The following is a 16,190-nucleotide window of genomic DNA, read 5'->3' as shown; positions in this document are numbered from 1 at the left end:
AGGCCGCGTTGGCATCGATCCGCGGAGAGTTGAAGGCCACACGGGAACGGGCGAAATTAGCCAAGTCTCGCGCCGGCAAGAGGGGCCCAGGCCGCCCGCGCAAGGTTAAAACTGTCTAATATTGAGTGTTGGTTCAATCCGATCGTCTTCGAGCCAACTCTAAAACTGGGACGACTAACGAAAACGGTCGTCCCGATTCTGGAACTGACCGAGATCTTGCGCACAACTGAGCAGTTATTAACTCGGCGGCTAGGTTATTGGCGTTCGTAAGGGCATAGGATTCTAGAGCTGGGTCGATGCCGAGCTCCTCGCGGATGTGTTGAAACTTCCTTGGATCGGCGAAACGGCGATCCGTCATCATCGCCCGCAGCTCGGCTAACCCTTCTGTCGTGAAGAACAATCTGGGGGACGTGATCCGGTATCAAGCTGCATCAGCCCTCGGTCGATCAGGCCCTTGGCGACGGGCGAAAGCTTCGGCTTTCCGGCGTCGACTCCACCCCGCCAGGTTTTGATCATGAAGCCCTCGGCAACCGTCGGATATGTCGAGAAGAACATATCGAGCTCTCTCCGAATATAATCTCGTTCGCTGGGTGTGAACCCTGCGGCAATTGGTTGGTTCAACGTGCTCATGCTAGTTCCCGACGCCTACGCTTCGAACCGTCTGTCCCGCATAGGTGGGCGAGAGTCCGGATCAAGAAGGTCATGAGGGCGAAGCCCCACGATCCGCGCGATCTGGCGATAGTATCGACACCGATCTACCATTCCACAGCTCGTCGACGACGCCGAGTCGGTGAGAGACTGCACCGATGGCGGTGACGAGTGTGATCCTCCATCGGAGTTTTAAGAACGCGGTCCGCTGGCCATTACTTGACACCCTAATCCTGGCCTCCCTTGTGTTGTATGCGGTCTTGCTTTGTCCTACTAGCACGCAAGACTGAGGATTAGCGCGGGCCGCAGACGGCTGCCAAGCCTCCTGGACGTCACAGATCCTTCACCAACCGCAGAGCGTCGTAGATGGCGGCATGGGTGTTCCGGGCGGCGACCGCATCGCCGATACGGAACAGCTGGAAGTCGCCCTCGACCTCCTGTGTCAGTGGCTGCGGCCGGCCGGCAATCAATGCGGTGTAGTCTACCGCTCCGCGATTGCAGGATAGCGGCTTAAGCGCAAAGTAAAGGTCGTCGAGAGGAATCGTGCCCTGGTTGATCACAACTTGATCGATCCGCCGCTCTTCCCTCACGCCCCCGTAATCGCTGCCGACGATGGCTACTAGTTCGTTGCCTTCTCGTCGAACCGAGTCGAGGCGATACGTCACTGTAAAGATGACGTTCCGCTTTTGGAGCGACCGCATATAGGGCACAAGGTTCATCGCCATGACCTCGGGCGAGAAGCTTCGGTCTGGAGTCATCACCTCCAAAATCGAGCCGGTCGCACTGATGATCTCCGCGGCCTGTAGCGCCGCGTGGTCGCCAGCGTCGTCGAAGAGCAAGACCTGCGACCCCGGTTTCACATCACCAGCGATAATGTCCCAGGATGAAACGGTGAGGTCGTTTCCGGCCGAGAGGCTTTCCGTCGGTGGTAAGCCACCGGTCGCGATGATGACGGCATCTGGAGTCTCAGCGAGGACACTGTCTGCATCAGCCCAGCTGTTGAAGTGGAACTTGACGCCACGCGCTTCGCACTGCGCCATGCGCCAGTCGATGAGGCCGATCATTTCCTGACGGCGTGGGCTCCGCGCCGTCAGACGAACCTGCCCGCCAGGATGGTTGGCGGCTTCGAAAACCACGACCTCATGGCCGCGCACGGCCGCAACGCGCGCCGCCTCAAGGCCGGCCGGGCCGGCACCGACGACAACGATCTTACGCCGTGCTTTGCTGGGCGGAATGTCGTGAGGCATGGTCAGTTCACGACCGGTCGCTGGATTGTGGATGCAATAGGCCGAACCGCCTTGGTAGATCCGGTCTAGACAGTAATTGGCGCCGACGCAGGGGCGAATGTCGTCTTCGCGACCTTCCATGATCTTCCGAACGATGTGTGGGTCGGTCATATGCGCCCTGGTCATCCCGACCATGTCGAGCTTGCCTGAGGCAATTGCATGGCGCGCCGTCGCGACGTCCTGGATCTTTGCAGCGTGGAACGTAGGAAAGTTCGTGGCGGCACGGATCTCGCCGGCAAAATCGAGATGCGGCGAACTTGTCATGCCCTGGATGGGAATGACATCGGTGAGCCCGGCATCCGTATCGATATGACCGCGGATGACGTTGAGAAAGTCGACGAGGCCGCTATCCTTCAGGCGTTGCGATATCGCGAGGCCCTCGGCTTTCGTGAGGCCGCCAGCGACAACCTCGTCCGCCGTGTAGCGAAGGCCAATGATGAAGCTGTCGCCCACTCTCTTTCTGATGGCCAAGAGCACTTCGAAGGTGAAGCGCAGGCGATTATCCAGGGAGCCACCATAGCGCCCGTCCAGGGTGTTGGTCAGCGGAGACCAGAACTGGTCCATGAGGTGGCCGTAGGCCTGTAGCTCGATACCGTCGAGACCGGCTGCCTTCATGCGTTCAGCGGCATCCGCGTAGTCGCCGATGATTCGCGCGATGTCCCAATCTTCCAATTTCTTCGGAAAGGCGCGATGTGCGGCTTCGCGCCGATGGGACGGTGAGACGACGGGCAGCCAGTCGGCCTTATCCCAGCGCGTCCGACGGCCGAGATGAGTAAGCTGGATCATAACCGCGGTGCCGTGCTCGTGGCAGGCGTCCGTCAGCTCTTTCAACCAGGGCACCACCTCGTCCTTATATGCGAGGACGTTGTTGAAGACGGGCGGGCTGTCATGAGACACGGCGGCCGAACCGGCTGTCATGGTCAAGGCGATCCCCGCTTTCGCGCGTTCGACGTGGTACGCGCGGTAGCGGGCCGTCGGCATTCCATCTTCAGGGTAGGCCGGTTCATGTGAAGTGGTCATGATCCGGTTTCTCAATGTCAAATCCTTCAACCGGTAAGGTTGAAGGAGGGGATCCTTTGACATAGCGGCCTTCCACGGAACCGGGTCTGGCCTTGAGGCTAAGAGAACTGTACACCCTAGTCAATAAACTCGACGTAGCTGCACATTTATTCTTGCCCGGACCCTTCCCGCTTGCTAGCCTCGGCTGATGCAGCAGGCGGAAGCGATCGAGACGGGATGGCGCGGATCCGCCGAGAGCTGGCTGGAGACGGCTTACGACAGCTTTGTTGAGGCCGGTGTGGAGGCCGTGCGCATTCTGCCTTTGGCGAAAAAGCTCAACCTCTCGCGAACCAGCTTCTACTGGTTCTTCAAGGATAGAGACGAGCTTCTGGCGGCGCTGGTGGATCGTTGGCGCACGAAGAACACCGGTGGAATCATCAAGCAGTGCGCAGTGTACGCTGAGAGCGTGGCGGAGGCGATCCTCAATCTCTTCGACTGCTGGCTGGATCCCCGCCTCTTCGACTCGCAGTTCGAATATGCAATTCGCAGCTGGGCGTTGCAATCGCCTCATATCTCGGTCGAAATCGACGCGGCGGACACCGAACGACTTCAGGCGGTGACGGGCCTATTTGCGCGTTACGGCTTTGATCCGATCGCGGCCGATGCGCGTGCCCGAACAACGTATCTGACACAGATTGGCTACATTGCGGCAAAAACCGTTGAGGATTTGTCGTCGCGCATGCGGCGTATCCCGCAATACGTCGAGATCTTCACCGGCCAAGCTCCTGAGCCACGTGAGCTTCGGCGCTTCTTCGCGCGTCATGGCTATAACGATCCGGAACCCGGCCAGCCGCAGACCGCCGTTTGAAAGCCGACCATGCACGATAGCCCGTCCCCGAGGATCGCGTCTCTGCTCCGTTCGCGGCAACCCAACCACACGTTGCCAGCCGAACTCTATACCGATGCTAACGTGTTCGATGCCGATATGGAGGTAATCTTTCATCGTCACTGGATCTATGTCGGTCCGATTTGCGACGTGCCGGAGCCGGGCGATGTTTCGGTGGTAGACATCGGGCGGAGCAGTATCATTATCCTCCGCGACGATGCGGATGTGGTGCGCGCCTTCTTCAACGTTTGCCGCCATCGCGGTGCGCGACTGCTGCCGGCCGGAATATCCACGATCGGTCGGCTGGTGTGTCCGTATCATCAATGGACCTACGAGTTGAGCGGCGAGCTCGCCCACGCGATGCATATGGGCAAGGATTTTGATGCCAGTTGCCACAGTCTGGTGCCGGTGCATCTTCGCTCCATTGGCGGACTGCTCTATGCCTGCCTCGCGGACCGCCCGCCAGCCGATCTGGATGACTTGGCGGAGGTCATGGAGGCGCGCTTAGCACCCTACGGGCTGCGCGACGCCAAGGTTGCGCATCAGGTGGATCTGATCGAACGCGGCAATTGGAAGCTGACGATCGAGAACAATCGTGAATGCTATCACTGCTCTGCCACCCATCCGGAACTCTGCGTCGCCTTCGTTGACCTCGACTTTGGCTTCGATCCGGCAAGCTTGTCAGCGGAAGACCGTGCGCTCGCCGAAGCCCATGAGATGCGGTACGCCGGAAAGGCTCGCGAATGGGAGGCGCTTGGTTTCGAAACGAAAGCCGTCGAACATCTTGCCGGCCACCCGACCAATTTCCGCACGCAGCGGCTTGTCATGGGCGGCGCCGGAGAATCGCAAACAGCAGATGCGCTCGCGGCGTGCGGCAGGCTTCTCGGCAGCATGACGCGCAAGGACCTCGGCGACCTGCACTTGTGGGGCCATAATGCCTGGCATCATTTCATGGGCGACCATGCGGTGACGACCATGGTCATGCCGCTTTCTGCCAGCGAGACGCTCATCCGCACCAAGTGGCTCGTGCATAAGGAGGCGGTAGAAGGCGCGGATTATGACGTCGACCGATTGACCCATGTCTGGAAGGCGACCAATGAGCAGGATGCGCATCTCGTCGCGATCGCGCATGCCGGAATCGGGAGTCGCGGCTATCGGCCAGGCACCTATTCACGCTTCACCGAAGGGCAACTCGACAATTTCTTGACCTGGTACATTCAGCGCATGCAGGCGCACGGTTTCTGAAGCGGGTCTCGTGCTGTTGCGGGCACTTTCTGGAAGGTCTCGGCGAAGTGCAAGTTGTTGAGAAAATGCCCTATTCCGTCTCCGAGACGGAGAACGAATGGATTGTCCTAGCGGACGGAACGCGGCTTGCCGCGCGAATCTGGCGGCCTTCTGGCACGCAGGCACGTTTTCCGGCGATCCTTGAGTATCTGCCTTATCGCAAGCGCGATGGTACCGTCGACCGGGACGCGCTGACGCATCCTTACTTTGCCGGCCATGGGTATGCCTGCATGCGCGTTGACATGCGCGGCAGCGGCGAGTCGGACGGTCTGCTGGATGACGAATACTTGAAGCTTGAACAGGACGATGCGCTAGAGGTCATCGACTGGATCGCGGCGCAGCCATGGTGTAGCGGCCTTATCGGCATGATCGGCATTTCGTGGGGCGGGTTTAACGGGTTGCAGGTCGCGGCTCGTCGGCCGCCTGCGCTGAAGGCGGTCGTCAGCATCTGCTCGACGGACGATCGCTATGCCGATGACATCCATTTCATGGGGGGCTGTTTGCTCAATGACAATTTGGCCTGGTCCTCAACCATGCTGGGCTACATGTCGCGTCCGCCCGACCCGGCGCTGGTGGGCGACCGCTGGCGGGACATGTGGTTGCAGCGCCTGGAGCACGAGCCGCTGCTGGCTGCAATCTGGCTGCAACATCAGCGGCGGGATGATTACTGGAAGCACGGCTCGATCTGCGAGAGCTTTGAAGACATAAACTGCCCAGTGCTGGCCGTGGGCGGTTGGGCGGACGGCTATTCTAACGCCGTGCCAAAGCTGCTGGCGGGGCTGACGGCGCCGTGCCGAGGTATCATTGGACCCTGGGCGCATAAATATCCTCACTTCGCGCGGCCCGGACCGCGCATCGGCTTCCTCCAGGAATGTCTGCGCTGGTTTGATCAGCATCTAGCCGGTCGCGAAACCGGCGTGATGGACGAGCCAATGCTCCGCGTCTGGATGCAGGACTGGCAGGAGCCTCTCGGGGAATACGAATTCCGCAAGGGTCGCTGGATAGCCGAACCCTCGTGGCCAAGCCTCGCCATTCAACGACAGGTTCTAGTGCTGAACGCAGAGGGGTTGCGCGCGGAACCTGGCCTTGAACAGAAGCTCGACTGGTGTTCGCCGCAGGACCATGGCGAGGTTTCCGGAACTTGGTTCAGCTTCGGGACCGGACCCGACCAGCCGACCGATCAACTGGTCGACGACGGCCGCGCTCTGATCTTCGACACGGTGCCGCTCGAAGAGACCCTGGAAATCCTAGGCGCGCCTGTACTCGATCTGGAAGTTGCCGTGGATCGACCGAACGCGGTCATCGCCGTGCGTCTTAGCGATGTTTCACCCGACGGCGGGTCGCTGCGGGTAACTTACGGCGTGCTGAACCTTACACATCGGAACAGCCATGAGCGGCCTGAGGATGTCGTGCCGGGTGCGCGCATGCGCATTCGCATTGCCTTGAACGATGCCGCGCATCGCTTCGTGCCGGGACACCGGCTGCGCGTCGCGGTTGCTACAAGTTACTGGCCCGTCATCTGGCCCTCGGCCGAACCCGCGACGCTCAGCCTTTTCACGGCGGCGAGCCGCCTGACGCTACCGGTGCGCAAGCCGCGTCCTGAGGATGCCGCGCTTGCTTTTCAGCCGGCGCAATCAGCGCCGCCGCTGGAACGCAGTTGGCAGCGCAAAGGCGGAGGCCATCGCCGTGTCACACGCGATGCCGAAACCGGCGAGTCGGTGATCGAAGTGCTGGCTGATTCAGGACGCTCTACCATTGTGGCGCTCGGGCTGGAGACAGAATCGATCCAGCGCGAAAGCTACAGCATCTTGGCGCGGGATCCACTCTCAGCCAAGGTCGATATCAGCTATACCATGTGCGTCGGCCGTGGCGCTTGGCAGACCCGCACCGAGACGCGGACGGTCATGCGCGCGACCAAACAGGAGTTCCTCCTGGAAGCCAGCCTCGACGCCTATGAAGGGGAGACACGGGTCCTGTCACGCAACTGGGCACGACGTGTCCCGCGTGATGGGGTCTGAGATGCCGTTGCCATGCTGACTTATGCGGGCAAGCGCCTTGCTCTTGCTTTGGTCATTTGCGTGCTCGCGATGACCGTGATGTTCGCGCTGGTCTTTTTGATTCCAGGTGACCCGGCCTCAATCGCGCTTGGGCCCAATGCAACGCCCGCCATGCGAGCCACGCTGCGCGCGCGCATGGGCCTAGATCAGCCGATGGCGTTTCAGCTGTGGCATTTCTTCGATCATGTCCTGCACGGGAATCTCGGTGTCGACGTCTGGACTGGACGCAGCGTCGCCAGCCTCGTTCTGGAGGCTTTGCCCTACACGCTGGCGCTGACGATCGGCGGTCTCGGCTGGGCCGCCCTGGTGGGTATCCCCCTCGGCTGCTATTCGGCGATCCGCCGCAATACCTGGATTGACCGGTTGAGCGGCGTGCTCTCGGTGGGCGCGATCTCGATGCCGTCCTTCGTGGTCGCGATCTACGCCTTGCTGTTGTTTGCGGTCTATTTCAACTGGTTTCCCGCAATCGGCGCGGGCGAGCAGGGGCATCCGCTGGACGAACTCTACCACCTTGTGCTGCCCGCCTTTGCCGTTGGTCTGGGCTGGGTCGGCTACCTCGCACGGCTGGTGCGCGCGTCAATGCTGGAGGTGTTGGGTGAGGCTCATATTCGTACAGCACGCGCCTTCGGTCTGCCGGAGCGGATGATCGTCTTTCGCTATGCGTTGCGGATCGCGGTGCTCCCAACCGTTACCCTCATCGGCCTTGGGATGGGTGGCCTGCTTTCCAGCGCCGTGTTCGCGGAGGCAGTATTCAACCGGCCGGGCATTGGCAAGATGGTGCTGGGTGCGGTGGAAACGCGCAACTATCCGGTTGTCATGGGAACCGTGCTCGTCACGGTTGGCCTCTTTGCGCTCTGCACCTTGTTGGCCGATCTGGTCGTCGCGCTCCTGGATCCCCGTGTCCGTGCCGGTCTCTGACATTTCAGGAACGGTCGTGGTGACGGCAGGGCGGTTCTCCCCGCGGCGATTGTTGGCTGGGGACTGGACGCGTCCGGTCGGCGGGTTGCTTGTGCTGGCCTTGATTATCTGCGCGATCGGCGGGGATGCGCTAGCGCCGTACAGTCCCTTCAAGATGGCGCTAGGCATCCGTTTCTCAAATCCTTCCTGGGCGCATTGGCTGGGCACCGATCAGTTAGGGCGGGATATCCTTAGCCGCATGATTGTGGGCGCCCGTTTCGCGTTGTTCCTCGGTCTGTCGGCGACTGGTATTTCGGTTATTGGCGGGGTGTTGCTCGGTCTGATCGCCGGCTTTGGCCCGCGCTGGCTGGATGCGATGTTGCTTGTGATCTTCGACACCACCTATTCTTTTCCGGTGGTGATGCTGGCGCTGGCGGTGATCACGCTGCTCGGTCCGGATCTCGGCACGGTCCTACTCATCATCGTCATCGTCACGATCCCCCGTTATGCGCGCCTTATCCGCACTTCCACCCAGAGCATTCGTGTCGCGGAATTCATTGTGGCCGAGCGCTCGTTAGGCGCGAGACCAGCGCGCATTCTGCTGCGCCACGTCCTGCCCAACGTCATCGGCCCGCTGCTGATCCTTGCTAGTATGGATATTCCGGGCGTGATCACGCTCGAAGCCGGCTTGAGCTTCCTTGGTCTCGGTGTACCACCGCCCGCACCGAGCTGGGGACGGATGCTGAGTGAGGGATACAACTACATTCGCGACACGCCTTGGATCGTCGTCGGAGGCAGCTTGCCGCTGATCCTCACGACGCTAGGTTTTACTTTCCTTGGCGAGGGCCTTCGAGACGCACTGGATCCAAGACTGCGGCGCGGCCGGTGAACGGGGCTATGGCAGGGCCGATGCTCGATGTGAGGGACCTCAGCGTCTCCTTCGCCAGCGCTGCCGGCAGAGTTCAGGCGCTTCGGCATGTCGATTTGGCGGTAGTCCGCGGCGCCATAATGGGAATTGTCGGCGAAAGTGGCTCCGGAAAGTCTACGCTGATCGGTGCGGCAACCCGGCTGCTACCGGAGAATGCCGATATCAGCGGTGCTGTGCAGTTCGATGGCGAAGACCTGCTAGCCCTTAAGTCCGCTGCCCTACGTGCCTTGCGGGGTCGGCGTATAGCGATGGTCTTCCAAGACCCAATGACGGCACTGAATCCGGTGCTATCGATCGGACAACAGATGACGGATATTCAGTATCGCGATCGCCTTTCTGCGACGGATAAACGTGACCGAGCCGCCGCGATGCTTAGCCGCGTCGGCATTCCTGACGCCGCAGCGCGCCTGTCTCGCCATCCACATGAGTTCAGCGGAGGCATGCGCCAGCGCATCGCAATTGCCATGGCGCTGCTGGGTAATCCCGACCTTCTGATCGCCGACGAGCCGACGACAGCGCTGGATGTCACGATGGAGGCGCAGATCATCCACTTGCTGCGTCTCCTGCGTAAAGATTTTCACGGATCTATTCTATTTGTCTCGCATAACCTGGGACTTATCGCCGAGCTTTGTGACGACGTGACGATCCTTTATGCGGGTGAGGTTATGGAACAGGCACCGGTGCGGAATATTCTTCTGCAACCACGCCATCCCTATACGCGAGCGCTTCTGGATTGCGATCCGGCGCGTATCCCGGGCATGGCGCGGATCCTACCGACAATCGGGGGTGAAGTGCCAAACCTCGTCTCGCCCCCGCCAGGCTGCGTCTTTGCGCCACGATGCCAAATGGCGAGCGACATATGTCTTACGCCACCGCCGGCGCACCGTGTCGGCCTCGGACACGTTGCTCGTTGTCACAAAGTCGGTCCGTGAGCGCTCTGCTGGAGGTAAAGGGGCTCGGCGTGCGCTATGATGCCCCGCGTATTCTTCCTTTTGCGGCGCGTCACGGGGTCGATGCGGTGCTGGACGTTTCATTTGATATCTTGGCCGGGTCAACCTTCGCTTTGGTGGGCGAAAGCGGATCGGGCAAGAGCACGCTCGGCCGCGCTGTCATGGGCCTTGCGCCATTCCGTGCAGGACAAATTAAGATTGCCGGCGCCGCCATGCCCTCAGGCGGGGACGCGTCCCTCGTGTTGTGGAGGCGACAGATGGCGATGATGTTTCAGGACGCGATCGCGTCGCTTAGCCCGCGCCTGACCGTGCGGTCGCTGGTGACGGAACCTTTCGACATTCATGGCTTCAGGCAGGGTTTGCGTGCGCGGGACCGCGAGGCCGAATGCCGGCGATTGCTGGCCTTGGTCGGTCTTCCGGCGGACTTCGCCGAGCGCTATCCTCATCAGCTCAGCGGCGGGCAGGCGCGCCGTGTGGGCGTCGCACGTGCCCTGGCACTATCGCCAAGGCTGATCATCGCTGACGAACCAACTGCTGGCCTGGACGTATCCGTCCAAGGCGAAATCCTAAACCTTCTTCGGCGATTGCAAGATGAACTCGGGCTCACCTATCTGCTGATCTCCCATAATCTCGCAGTGGTGCGCCATGTCAGCGATCGCATGGCAATCATGTATATGGGTCGTTTCGTCGAGATGGGGGATACGGCCGAGATTTATGCCGATCCCGCGCATCCTTACACGCACGGGCTGCTGGCGGCTCAGCCCGAGATTGATCCGGACAAGCGCCGCGAGGATGTCGAGTTGATGGGCGAAGTACCTAGTCTGGCCGCGCGTCCTTCCGGGTGTGAATTCCACACTAGGTGTCCGCGCGCGCAACCGCTCTGCACCGAACAGGCTCCCGACGACAGAAATATCGGGCAGCGGGTGGCGCGTTGCCACTTCCCGCTCGTGTCGTAGGTCGATCGCCCGATTTCTTCATCATGCCCAGCTCGGAGCAGTGCGCCCCTCGCCGAGCATGATTTGTGCCTTCAGGCGTTTCCGAATGCGAAGAGCAGTGGCACGCCGTCCGGCAGCAAAGCTGGAACCACATTGTCGCGCGTAATGCTGGGCGTCGCGCCGTTTGTGATGAAGAGGTATGCACCTGATTCTTCCATAAGGTCCTGCATATGCTGATACGTCGCGTTGCGTTCCTTCGAATCGCGCATATGCAATGCCTTCTCCTGCAGCTTATCGAACTCTGGGCTGCTCCAACGTTCCCAGTTCCAGACGCCGATCTGGGCGGTCGTAAACCAAGCCGTGGCCCACGAGGGGTCGGGTTCCATTGTGTAACGGTTGAGGATGAGCTGGATTTCGTTCCAACTCGTGCCCGTCTGGCTGCCGAGGGTCCAGAAGGTGCCGGAGTCATAGGGTTTGATGTCGGCCGTGATACCCACTTCGCTCAGGCTGGCCTGAATCACTTGCGCAGCGGACAGGAACTCCGATGTATTGAGGCAGGCGAGGGTGACACGCAGGCCTTCTGACTTACCAGCCTTCTCAAGCGACGCCTTGGCCGCATTCGGATCATAGCCATAGAGGTTCTTCGTCCGATGACCGAGCAGACTGGGAGCGACGATACCGGTCGCGCGCTGCGCCTGACCGAAATAAGCCGCCTCTAGCACGGAATCCATATCGACCGCCTGCTGGATCGCGCGTCGGACGTTGACGTCTTGCAAGTTTGGATGTGTAAGGTTCATGCCGAGCCAGGTGAAAGCAAGGGACGGCCGTTCGATCAGCACGGCATGTGCCGGAGCCTTTTTCTTCAGTCGGGCAAGCGCATCCAGCCCGATCCAGGTGAAATCCAGACTCCCCGCCTCGAATGCAATCTCTGCAGTATTCGGGTCTTCGATCGGATAAATCTCGATGCTATCAAAGGTGGGTGGTGTGCCGGAGAAGTCCGGATTGCGCGTAAGGACGGTTTTCTGTTTCGGCACCCACTGGCCGATCTGGTAGGGGCCGGAGACTGCCGGAAAGGCAGTGGTGAACTTCTTGCCGGGCAGCGCTTCCACCGCCTTCTTGCAGACGATCATACCAGATGCCTCTGGCAGCGTGCTGGTCCAGAGCGGCGCGAAATACTCCTTCAAAACAATCACACCGGAGTAGCTGTCGGTAACCTCGACATGGTCGAGCGACGACCAGTCGGTCATGTAGGGGGACTGGTTCTTCGGGTTCGCTATCCGCTCGAAGGAATATTTGACATCCTCAGCCGTCAGCTCACCGAATCCGTTGGACCATTTGATGCCCTTGCGTAGCGTGAAGGCCACATGAGTGTCGTCGATCTGCTTGATTGATTCCGCTGCGTCTAACTCCCAGTCCCAAGAGGTACCGGGCTTGTGGCGGATAAGCTTGCTCAGGCAGCAGACGGCAATATCGACATCAGGCTGTGAAATCCAATCCAGTGGATCGAGCACCTGAAGGTCGGAATAGGAGCGGGCGCGGAGGACCTTCGACACCGCGGCGTCGGCAGCACTGGGCAGGCCACCGGTCGCGGCCAAACCGATCGCAGCTAGTCCCTGAAGCGCCTGCCGTCTGTTCAATCTCAGGGCACTCATTACGAAACTCCTCAGTTGTAAAGACAACTGCATTGTGAAGCGCAAATCCAACATGGAAGGCCTGTGGCGTCAATCGACGCGCGGGTCATCATCCGACATGGTATCTGAGGTAACTCTCATCTTCCACGTATACTTTGCCAAGCTCGGCGGCTTCCGTCATTGTGTGTCGCCGGCTCCATTCGCGACGGGCCGTCGTTCCAGGCGTGAAGAGCAGGCAAACTATGGATCGGAGCGAGTTGAATTGCTTTTAAACGATCCATAGGTTGCCCGCTGATGGGCGGGGCGGGGCGACGTCACGGGTGCAGCAGAGAAACCTGGCCTGCGCCAAACTCGCCTAGTAACATGTGCCTGGGAAATGCTCGCACGCTGGTCACGAGCCTCAACACGAGATAACGCGCCTATCTGCCTGTTGACCAAATTACCCGAAAATTGGGACTCACGAAATCGAGGATACAGTTGGCTACAAGTTGCGGGCTCTCCAATGTCGCAAGATGGCCCGTTGCTATCTCCAAATAGCGCTCGTTTGGGATGAGATCGACGAGCCCTTGTGTATAAGCGGGCGGGACCAAATAATCGTGGGTGCGACCGGTAGCCAAAGTAGGTTTGTTGATGCGCCGCGCTTGGTCTCTTACATCCTGTGTCAGAAGCAATTCGAGCTGCCGCGCCAAGCCATCCCAATTACTTCGGGCAACGATTTCCTCAATGAACTGAAGCACTGTCGGATAGTCCATCTTGGCGAGGAAATCCGGGGCAAAGCCGGTAAACAGGAGCAAACGCGTCAGCGCCTTCCGATCTGTGCGGATCAGATCCCGCCATAGCTCGAATTGCAGTGTCTGGCGCGCATCTGCGCTCGTCGAGGACGCAGCGAGCAATATGACAGAGCGCACAAGATGGGGGTATTCGGCCGCGAGACAGGTCGCAACTGTAGCGCCGAAGGTGAAGCCGACGAGATCAAAGGGTGTCGCGCCCGCCAGATCAGCTGCTGCGACTGCTTGAGCGGCCAGCATAGCGACGGTTAACGGCCTTCCATCATCAACCGTCTCGCCCGGTCCCGAAAAGTCCGGTCGGACGACGGTGTGACATTTGGACAGCCGGCCGATCAATTGGCTCCGATTTGTTTCGGAATTGCCGCCCGCGCCGTGCAGGAGGATCGGGCCGGGCCCGCCCCATCAACCTGAAAAGCCACCGTCGCCTCATCAACCTCAACACAATGTTTCATTGCTTGCGATCGCTCCTACACGGTCTGACCGCAGAACCTGTGCTATCTGCGGCAGGCCAGCGCACCACGCAGGCATGCTCAAATTGTGACCGCGCCTTAGATCAGGGGCCGGCCTCGATTACGCCGTAAAACGTAGACCGCCGTCGCAGATCAGCGTCTGGCCGGTCATGAAGTCGTCGGCGATCAGAACGCGATCGCCTGCGCCACGTCCTCCGGCCGCCAGACGCGGCCGACCGGGGTTCTGGCCGCGAAGTCTTTGAACATCGCCTGCTTCTGGGCCTCAGGCAGGGCGTCCCACCAGGGCGTATCAATCACGCCCGGGGAGACCCCATTCACTCGCATGGGCTTGAGTTCGACTGCGAGGATCTGGACGGCGGCGGTCAGTGATCACGAGTCTCTCGTTCAACCGGAAGCAGCTCGTGCTTACGGAACGCGGTGTCGCTGAGGCGGGAGACAAACCCCGTCGCCGCGCCGAGCCGAAGCAGAGCTGGGTAGGCTTCGGGTCCGCCGAGCGTCGCCCAGTCCTGCTCGACACCGGTTTGCAGGAACGCTGTCGCCAGTAGCGCTGCGCGATCCGATGCTTCGAGCCGAGCGAGCAAGGATTGAATTTGATCCAAGCTGGCGTGAAGGATCCCGGTCCGCCGGGGCAGGCAGTCGAGCCCGGCGATCCAGTAACCCGAGCGTCGCAGCGACGCGGCGAAGGCCTCGCGCGTCAGCGGCTCCAGTCGATCCGAAGCCTGCGCGAAATCCTCCCATTCATTCTCACTCACCTGGAGGTCGGTGATGCTACCAGCCGCGAGCGGGGGATCGCCCTCCGGATAGCGGACGGTAGGGCCACCCGCGAAAAGAAGATCAAACGATCCTGGGGCCCGAGCGCCTTCGCGAGCTCAAGCAGCACCTGGGCCAACGGGGAATCCGCCGGGAGACGGTGAAGATCGTCGATGACGAAGAGGATGGGAGGCCGCGTGCCTCCCTTGAAGAGAGCCCGGAACCAATGGGCCGAGAAGCTCTTCAGTTGAGAGAAAGCTTCCGGGGTATAGGCGGGGAGGGGCTCCTCATTGTCGTTGAGCTGTTCCTCGAGGGCTGATCCGACGAGCTGGAAGAAGGCCGCGATGTCCTCGTCGGCATCGTCGGCCTGATACCAGATGGCGTGGCCTGTCCGCTGCACGACCCAGTCGAAGCAAAGCCAGCTGGCGGCGAGGAAGGTCTTGCCGCTCGCCGGCGGACCCACAATGGCGATGACGCCGGCCTTCGATACTGCCTCCATCCGCTTGAACAGACGCCGTCGCGCGACCATGCCATCGGCAAGCGCTGGTGAAAGCTTGTGCGGGAAGGTGGATGCGACGGTTAATGCAGTAGCTCCACCAAAGCGGAGGGGCAGCAGAGACATAGCGACGAAAGCTCCGAGACTAAAATGAATGACTCAAATGAGGCGATGTCGTTATGAAAATATCAGTCGCTCATGGAAGACACCAGCCTCGATCAAGCGGCGATTTGCATTCGCGCGGATGAGACTGTTCTGCATTCGACCAGGCGCCGACAAATGACGCGAATTCGATCCTTCTCTTCGTCGGTTTCCTCTACAGCGCGAAGTGCGTGCCCTCGCTGTGACGGTCCGTCTACCCCAACACTCCAAGCGAGCGCGGCTAACCATTGATGTCCAACCGGCGGCGTGGCACGAAAAGGACGCTCAATGATCGACGAGTAGGAGGAACATGGCGACGACGACCGGGGCGTGGGAGCTGGTCCACGAGCAACATACGCCGATCAAACAGGCGGCGAGACGACTTGGCGTTCGAGTCTGTGAGCTCTACGAGCTGTTGCAAAAGGAGAAGGCCGAGCGCGACAATGCGAACCACCGAGCCGTCGCTCTTCTATCCGCTGTCGTCGCTCCTCGAACTGCTCCGCCTGCTCAGGACGGCGATGTTAGAGCGCGCGCCGAGCGGCTCCTGGATGACGGTCTCGGAACGCGCAGCATTTGTGAAAGGCTGGGCCGCACGGAGAGATGGCTCGCTTCGGTGAGGCAAGACCGCGAGATGAAGTCGACCTCCGAAAGTCCAAGGGGCGGAGCACCCTAATCCGTCTAGCAAATGCGAGCAGGCTCACAGCAGCTGATTCCCTTTCTTGATTTCTCGGCCGCCGTTGATTCAGCGAATTCATCTAGGTGCTCCGACATAGTGTTTGGCGCACAGCGAGGAGAGAGTTAGGATTCGGCCAGTTCTTCTGGGAGAACCCGACATGGTCGTCATTCGGGCCAACGGGGCGCGGCTTGAACTCGAGGCGCCCTATCATCCCGCACTTCCGTATCGTGCAAGGCAGGTCGGTGGAACGTGGCTCGGCTCGACGACCGGCTGGGTCTTTCCACTCAAAGCGGAGCAGGCACTGCGCGCGCTTTGTCAGGACATCTGGGCGGTCGATGGCAGGATTGCCGCTCTAGAAGACTTGGTTG

The 16,190-nt window shown here is 60.5% G+C and carries 14 protein-coding genes and 1 pseudogene; 8 read left to right on the top strand and 7 right to left on the bottom strand.

The window, feature by feature from the left end:
• Positions 1 to 375: 375 nt before the first annotated feature.
• Together GSQ92_RS11875 and GSQ92_RS11870 are read right to left on the bottom strand one after the other, a co-directional pair.
• Positions 376 to 630, bottom strand: a complete 255-nt coding sequence (locus tag GSQ92_RS11875) for a hypothetical protein (RefSeq protein ID WP_158802587.1) — start codon at positions 628 to 630, stop codon at positions 376 to 378.
• A 350-nt stretch (positions 631 to 980) separates the two neighbouring features.
• On the bottom strand, positions 981 to 3,017 hold the full coding sequence (locus GSQ92_RS11870) for an NADH:flavin oxidoreductase (protein WP_158802586.1): 2,037 nt from the start codon (positions 3,015 to 3,017) through the stop codon (positions 981 to 983).
• A gap of 124 nt (positions 3,018 to 3,141) precedes the next feature.
• Between GSQ92_RS11870 and GSQ92_RS11865 the strand changes: the two genes are divergently transcribed.
• The 7 genes from GSQ92_RS11865 (at position 3,142) to GSQ92_RS11835 (ending at position 10,891) form a co-directional block, all read left to right on the top strand.
• The gene (locus GSQ92_RS11865; protein WP_158802585.1) at positions 3,142 to 3,801 is read left to right on the top strand and encodes a TetR/AcrR family transcriptional regulator; all 660 of its coding nucleotides are present in this window, start codon (positions 3,142 to 3,144) and stop codon (positions 3,799 to 3,801) included.
• Positions 3,802 to 3,903: 102 nt separating this feature from the next.
• Positions 3,904 to 5,064, top strand: a complete 1,161-nt coding sequence (locus GSQ92_RS11860; protein ID WP_254065581.1) for an SRPBCC family protein — start codon at positions 3,904 to 3,906, stop codon at positions 5,062 to 5,064.
• Between the two features lie 47 nt (positions 5,065 to 5,111).
• Complete coding sequence (locus GSQ92_RS11855) at positions 5,112 to 7,121, top strand: CocE/NonD family hydrolase (protein WP_159013494.1); 2,010 nt, start codon at positions 5,112 to 5,114, stop codon at positions 7,119 to 7,121.
• Positions 7,122 to 7,133: 12 nt separating this feature from the next.
• Positions 7,134 to 8,078, top strand: a complete 945-nt coding sequence (locus GSQ92_RS11850) for an ABC transporter permease (protein WP_159013493.1) — start codon at positions 7,134 to 7,136, stop codon at positions 8,076 to 8,078.
• Positions 8,065 to 8,946 carry an ABC transporter permease gene (locus tag GSQ92_RS11845; protein ID WP_216856813.1) on the top strand — a complete coding sequence of 294 codons (882 nt, stop codon included), beginning with the start codon at positions 8,065 to 8,067 and terminating at the stop codon, positions 8,944 to 8,946. The genes GSQ92_RS11850 and GSQ92_RS11845 overlap by 14 nt, the downstream gene beginning before the upstream one ends.
• 20 nt (positions 8,947 to 8,966) lie before the next feature.
• Positions 8,967 to 9,917, top strand: a complete 951-nt coding sequence (locus GSQ92_RS11840) for an ABC transporter ATP-binding protein (protein ID WP_254065693.1) — start codon at positions 8,967 to 8,969, stop codon at positions 9,915 to 9,917.
• Positions 9,914 to 10,891, top strand: coding sequence for an ABC transporter ATP-binding protein (locus GSQ92_RS11835; RefSeq protein ID WP_216850200.1), 978 nt, complete (start codon positions 9,914 to 9,916; stop codon positions 10,889 to 10,891). Before GSQ92_RS11840 ends, GSQ92_RS11835 begins: the two co-directional genes overlap by 4 nt.
• A 71-nt stretch (positions 10,892 to 10,962) precedes the next feature.
• Here the strand turns inward: GSQ92_RS11835 and GSQ92_RS11830 are convergent, their stop codons facing one another.
• The 5 genes from GSQ92_RS11830 to GSQ92_RS11810 form a co-directional block, all read right to left on the bottom strand.
• Positions 10,963 to 12,522, bottom strand: a complete 1,560-nt coding sequence (locus GSQ92_RS11830; protein WP_158803582.1) for an ABC transporter substrate-binding protein — start codon at positions 12,520 to 12,522, stop codon at positions 10,963 to 10,965.
• Between the two features lie 398 nt (positions 12,523 to 12,920).
• On the bottom strand, positions 12,921 to 13,667 hold the full coding sequence (locus GSQ92_RS11825; RefSeq protein WP_256367102.1) for an alpha/beta fold hydrolase: 747 nt from the start codon (positions 13,665 to 13,667) through the stop codon (positions 12,921 to 12,923).
• Between the two features lie 257 nt (positions 13,668 to 13,924).
• On the bottom strand, positions 13,925 to 14,083 hold the full coding sequence (locus tag GSQ92_RS11820) for an SDR family oxidoreductase (RefSeq protein WP_216850198.1): 159 nt from the start codon (positions 14,081 to 14,083) through the stop codon (positions 13,925 to 13,927).
• A gap of 38 nt (positions 14,084 to 14,121) precedes the next feature.
• Positions 14,122 to 14,511 (bottom strand): hypothetical protein, encoded by a 390-nt coding sequence (locus tag GSQ92_RS11815; RefSeq protein ID WP_158803581.1) that lies wholly within the window; start codon positions 14,509 to 14,511, stop codon positions 14,122 to 14,124.
• On the bottom strand, positions 14,508 to 15,131 hold the full coding sequence (locus GSQ92_RS11810) for an AAA family ATPase (RefSeq protein WP_158803580.1): 624 nt from the start codon (positions 15,129 to 15,131) through the stop codon (positions 14,508 to 14,510). The genes GSQ92_RS11815 and GSQ92_RS11810 overlap by 4 nt, the downstream gene beginning before the upstream one ends.
• Positions 15,132 to 15,979: 848 nt before the next feature.
• Here GSQ92_RS11810 and GSQ92_RS30185 point away from each other — a divergent pair.
• Positions 15,980 to 16,190, top strand: a pseudogene (locus GSQ92_RS30185) (hypothetical protein); the annotation flags it as partial.

Origin of the sequence: Acidisoma sp. S159 (genome assembly GCF_009766125.1) — a bacterium.
Taxonomy (GTDB): Bacteria; Pseudomonadota; Alphaproteobacteria; order Acetobacterales; family Acetobacteraceae; genus Acidisoma.
Note: the sequence above shows the minus strand (reverse complement) of the source record. Positions and strands in the feature narration are given on the sequence as shown.